4 protein-coding genes and 1 pseudogene are annotated in these 5,029 nt (G+C 64.5%); 3 read left to right on the top strand and 2 right to left on the bottom strand.

Going from position 1 to position 5,029, the window contains the following annotated elements; genetic code table 11:
* Nucleotides 1-197, bottom strand: a pseudogene (locus AC1D0Z_RS15830) (DUF4136 domain-containing protein); the annotation flags it as partial.
* 151 nt (nucleotides 198-348) lie between these two features.
* Here AC1D0Z_RS15830 and ypfJ point away from each other — a divergent pair.
* The 3 genes from ypfJ (at nucleotide 349) to AC1D0Z_RS15815 (ending at nucleotide 4,136) form a co-directional block, all read left to right on the top strand.
* Nucleotides 349-1,221, top strand: coding sequence for a KPN_02809 family neutral zinc metallopeptidase (ypfJ, locus tag AC1D0Z_RS15825; protein ID WP_477659176.1), 873 nt, complete (start codon nucleotides 349-351; stop codon nucleotides 1,219-1,221).
* Nucleotides 1,222-1,564: 343 nt separating this feature from the next.
* Nucleotides 1,565-3,010 (top strand): DEAD/DEAH box helicase, encoded by a 1,446-nt coding sequence (locus AC1D0Z_RS15820; RefSeq protein WP_477659175.1) that lies wholly within the window; start codon nucleotides 1,565-1,567, stop codon nucleotides 3,008-3,010.
* A gap of 163 nt (nucleotides 3,011-3,173) precedes the next feature.
* Nucleotides 3,174-4,136 carry a YihY/virulence factor BrkB family protein gene (locus AC1D0Z_RS15815; protein WP_477659174.1) on the top strand — a complete coding sequence of 321 codons (963 nt, stop codon included), beginning with the start codon at nucleotides 3,174-3,176 and terminating at the stop codon, nucleotides 4,134-4,136.
* Between the two features lie 28 nt (nucleotides 4,137-4,164).
* Here AC1D0Z_RS15815 and AC1D0Z_RS15810 read toward each other — a convergent pair whose 3' ends face one another.
* Nucleotides 4,165-5,019 carry a symmetrical bis(5'-nucleosyl)-tetraphosphatase gene (locus tag AC1D0Z_RS15810; protein ID WP_477659177.1) on the bottom strand — a complete coding sequence of 285 codons (855 nt, stop codon included), beginning with the start codon at nucleotides 5,017-5,019 and terminating at the stop codon, nucleotides 4,165-4,167.
* Between the last annotated feature and the right edge of the window lie 10 nt (nucleotides 5,020-5,029).

Raw genomic sequence — 5,029 nt, 5'->3', positions numbered from 1 at the left:
ATGTAGCTGAAAGTGGCGCCCGCCGTATCTGCCGGCCACTGGTTGAAGCTGGTCACGCGGGTGGTGATGGGGCTGGCGCAGGCCGTCAGCAGCGCAGCCACCAGCAGCGCCAGCAGCAGGCGTGGCGAGAAAAACCCGGCACTGGCCCTGCGTGGCATGCCAGCGCCTTCAGGCGCGGGATGGGCAAAAGTATTCATGAGGAATGGATACATGAGGGCGCAATTTTGTTCCACGGCTGGGGTGCTGCTCAAGTAAAGTCGGCGCATGCGCTGACAGCGGACCGGGCTTTGGGGCAGGTGCCGCAATGGGCCGGAAAGGCCAGTATGCACGGATGACAAGGGAGACACCATGAAGTGGGAAGGTAATCGCGAATCCGACAACGTTGAAGACCGGCGCGACGGCGGTGGCGGGGGCGGTGGCTTCGGCTTTGGGGGGCGCAGCGTCGGCATCGGCACCATCGTGGTGGCGCTGGTTGGCGGCTGGATCTTCGGTATCAACCCGATGACCATCCTGAGCCTGCTCAGCGGTGGCTCCCCGGCCCAGGTGCAGCAGGGCCCGGCGCCCAAGCCGCCAGCCGACGACCGCATGGCGAAATTCGTTTCCACCGTGCTGGCAGACACCGAAGACGTCTGGACCGACGTGTTTGCCAAAGGCGGCGGCACTTACCAGAAACCACGGCTGGTGCTGTTTCGCGGCGCCACGCAGACTGCCTGCGGCCAGGGACAGGCAGCGATGGGCCCGTTTTACTGCCCGGGCGACCAGAAGGTATATATCGACCTCGGGTTTTACGAAACCCTGCGCAGCCGCCTGGGCGCGCCGGGCGACTTTGCCCAGGCCTATGTCATCGCCCACGAGGTGGGGCACCATGTGCAGAACCTGTTGGGCATCAGCGGCAAGATGGACGATATGCGCGGGCGGGTCAGCAAGGCCGAATACAACGCCCTGAGCGTCCGCCTGGAGCTGCAGGCCGACTGTTTTGCCGGGGTCTGGGCCCACAACGCACAGAACGCGCGCCAGATACTGGAGCAGGGCGACGTGGAGGAAGCCATGAACGCGGCCGCCAAAATCGGCGACGACGCCCTGCAGCGGGCCGGCGGCGGCGCGGTGGTGCCCGAAAGCTTCACCCACGGTACCAGCGCGCAGCGCCAGCGGTGGTTTGACACCGGCCTGAAAACCGGCAGCGTAAAGGCCTGCGACACCTTTAGCGCCCGCAGTATTTAGCCGGCAGCCAACAACTAAGAGGGAAATCGGCCCCCGGCCCTTTACTGACGTGCGCAAGCAGCTATAAAATAGATAGCAATAAAGGCGCGTGGCCCCGGTGGCAGCCCTGGCCCAAATGCCCCTGAAAGCGCAGTGGGCCGGCAAAACCGGTATCGGGGCCTAAAGTGCGACAATAGAGGGCTGAGGAAGCGCTGCAACAGCCCCATCATGGTCGCTGACCGTGCCACGCCGGGCGGCCTGCCGCGCTCCCTTTCTTGCCAATGGTGCAGCGGTGCCGTTGGCTGCCAGCGCGCCGGTCCGCGCGCCCTTCGCAAGACAACCCGCAGAGTACCGCCGAGCTTTTATGACATCCTCTTTTTCCAATCTTTCGCTGGCAGAACCGCTGGCGCGCGCCGTGGCCGAAATGGGCTACGAAACCATGACCCCCATCCAGGAACAGGCCATCCCGGTCGTCCTGCAGGGCAAAGACGTCATGGGGGCCGCCCAAACCGGTACCGGCAAGACCGCGGCGTTCTCGCTGCCTTTGCTGCAGCGCATGATGAAGCACGAGAACGCTTCGACCTCGCCGGCCCGCCACCCGGTGCGCGCGCTGGTGCTGTTGCCCACGCGCGAGCTGGCCGACCAGGTCGCCCAGCAGGTCAAGCTGTACGCCAAATACACCAACCTGCGCAGCACGGTGGTGTTCGGCGGCATGGACATGAAGCCGCAGACGCTGGAGCTGAAAAAAGGCGTTGAAGTGCTGGTGGCTACGCCCGGCCGGCTGCTCGACCATATCGAAGCCAAGAACGCCGTGCTCAACCAGGTCGAGTACGTGGTGCTCGACGAGGCTGACCGCATGCTGGACATCGGCTTTTTGCCCGACCTGCAGCGCATCCTGAGCTATCTGCCCAAGCAGCGCATCACCTTGCTGTTTTCGGCGACTTTTTCGCCTGAAATCAAGCGCCTGGCTTCCAGCTATTTGCAGGACCCGGTCACGATTGAGGTGGCGCGCTCCAACGCTACAGCTTCCACCGTCGAGCAGCATTTCTACAGCGTGGGCGCCGACGACAAGCGCCGCGCCCTGCACCAGATCCTGAAGCAGCGCGGCATGAAGCAGGCGTTCGTTTTTGTCAACAGCAAGCTCGGCTGCGCGCGGCTGGCACGTTCACTGGAACGCGAAGGCCTCAAGACCACCGCGCTGCACGGCGACAAGAGCCAGGACGAGCGCCTGAAAGCGCTGGAAGCCTTCAAGAAGGGCGAAGTCGACCTGCTGGTGTGCACCGACGTGGCCGCGCGCGGCCTGGACATCAAGGATGTGCCGGCGGTGTTCAACTTCGACGTGCCTTTCAATGCCGAGGATTATGTGCACCGCATCGGCCGCACCGGCCGGGCTGGGGCGTCGGGCCTGGCAGTGAGTTTTGTCGCCGGCAGCGACCAGCGCCTGGTGGCCGACATCGAAAAACTGATCAAGACAAAGATCGAGCTCGAACCGATCGAATTCGAGGAAGACCAGCCCCGCATCAGCGAGCAGGGACGTATCAACGACGGCCGCCGCATGTACCGCGAAGGCGAAGAAGGCGGCCATGCGCGTGAGGCACGCCAGCCACGGGAACGCCGCGAGTACACGCCGCACCGGCAGCCGGCGGCGCCGCGTGACCCATTCTTCGACCAGCCCTACGAACCGACCGCTGCTCCCGATGCCCAGCCTGCCTGGGAGGCCGCCGCAAAGGCCGCCCCCGCGCGCAGCAGTGTGTCCGCCAATATCAAGCCGAAGAAAAAAGTCGCCGCRCTGTTCAAGACGGCCGGTTAGGGTTCGACAAAGCGCCGCAGCCGCTTGGGTGAGGCCCCGGGGCTTTGTCCTCGTCCTCTTCACTTTCCTCTCTCCTCCTCATCCCTGTCCGTCGGCCCACGCCTACGGGCTGTGAAGCCGATGTCCGCTGGGGTTCTGGCAGCGGATTTCCTAAGCTTCGGGGATGATGGAAAAACCCAAGCCACATGTGCAGGCCCTTCCGGCCCTCACGTTTTTTTCCTTTCAGAGAATTCTCAGGTCCCTTTACCGTCCCTTGTGGCAAGCCATTGACCACTGGATTGACGCCGGGGGCATGCGCATGAGCGCCGCCATGTCTTTCTACGGCATCCTCAGCCTGGCGCCCTTGCTGGTGTTGCTGGTGGCAGTGCTGGGCTGGTGGCTGGATCGCGCCTACCTCGAAACCAGCCTGGTGGACCAGATCCGCAGCGTCATTGGCGCGCAGGGCGCCCAGGTCGTGCAGCAGGCGCTTTCAAGCGCCCAGGCGCCTTCAGAAGGTATCACTGCCTCGCTCTTCGCATTCGCGCTGCTGCTGTCCGGCGCGACAGGTGTGTTTGCCGAATTGCAGGACGCTTTCGAGCGGCYGTGGAGGCAGGGCAGCGGTGAGGCGCCGCAACAGCGCTGGTGGCACGGTGCATCCCTCCGCCTGCGCGGCGTTGCCTATGTCCTGGCCTTCGGATTTTTGTTGCTCGTGTCGCTCGCGATCTCGACTTTCCTGAGTTTGCTCTCGGGTTGGGCGGGGGGTTATCTGCCGGTCGAGAAGATTGCCTGGGTCCTCAATGAAGTGATCTCCTTCGGCTTTTGCGTGGCCCTGTTTGTGGCCCTGATGAAAATGAGCGTGGGCCCCAAGCCCGGCCTGCGCTATCTGGTGATGGGTTCAGCCGCRGGGGCTTTGCTGTTTGCCGTCGGCAAGCACCTGATGGCTTTTTACCTTTCAACGGCTGCGGTGGTGTCGGCCTATGGCGCGGCAGGCTCGCTGGTGGTAATCCTCATGTGGATCTACTTTTCTTCGGCGGTGTTGTTGCTGTCGGCGAGCATGGCGCGCGCCTGGGCGGACATTGCCGGGCCCCTGCCAGGCCGGTCCATGCCGATCGCGATTTCTGCATCGCAGGAACCTCCCCGGCCATAGCGGTTCTCGCAACGCTTTTGCGGCGCGATCAACTGCGCTTGCCGGGTTTTTGGGCTTGCTCGCATCGCACGCTGATCAGTTCAAACTCTCCGGCTGAGGCGCCGAGTCTCGCGGCTGTCAGGCAACCGCCCCATACGCAGCCGGTGTCCAGCGGCAGGGTGCCGTGGCGCAGCTGCGGTGCGCGGCCGTCCTTGGCCAGCGTGGACCAATGGCCGAAGGCCAGCGGCGTGCCGGCTGTCCGGCGCCCAGGCACTTTGAACCACGGCAGGTAGCCGGCAGGTGCATCATCGGCGCCTTCGGTGCTGTCGAACTCCATCACGCCTTCTGATGTGCAAAAGCGCAGGCGCGTGAGCGCGTTAACCACCACGCGCAGTCGGTCAGCGCCCTGCAGGCGGTCGCTCCAGTAGGTCGGTGTGTTGCCATACATGGCGCCGAAGAAGCCCTTGAGGTCGCCGCCTCGCAGTACCTGCTCGACCTCGGATGCCAGTGCCATGGTTTGCGCTACCGTCCACTGCGGCAGCACACCCGCGTGCACCATCAGCCAGCCGTGGCGGTACAAGGCCATGGTGCGGTGGCGCAGCCAGTCAAGCAGCGTCTCGCTGTCCGGCGCCTGCAGGATGTCCTGCAGGGTGTCCTTGCGGCCCGGAGGGCGCGCGCCCTGCCACAGGGCGAGCAGGTGCAGGTCGTGGTTGCCCAGCAGGCATTGCGCCGCATCGCCCAGTGCCGCCAGGCGGCGCAGCACCTTGAGCGAGTCGGGGCCGCGGTTGACCAGGTCGCCGAGGACGTAGAGGGTGTCGCGGCTGGGCGAGAAATCGAGTTTGTCCAGCAGCCGCCCCAGGGGCGCGTCGCAACCCTGCAGGTCGCCAATCAAGTAAAGTGACATGTGTTTATTT

Source organism: Polaromonas sp. P1_E3 (assembly GCF_056405935.1).
This window is presented reverse-complemented; position numbering and strand designations above follow the sequence as displayed.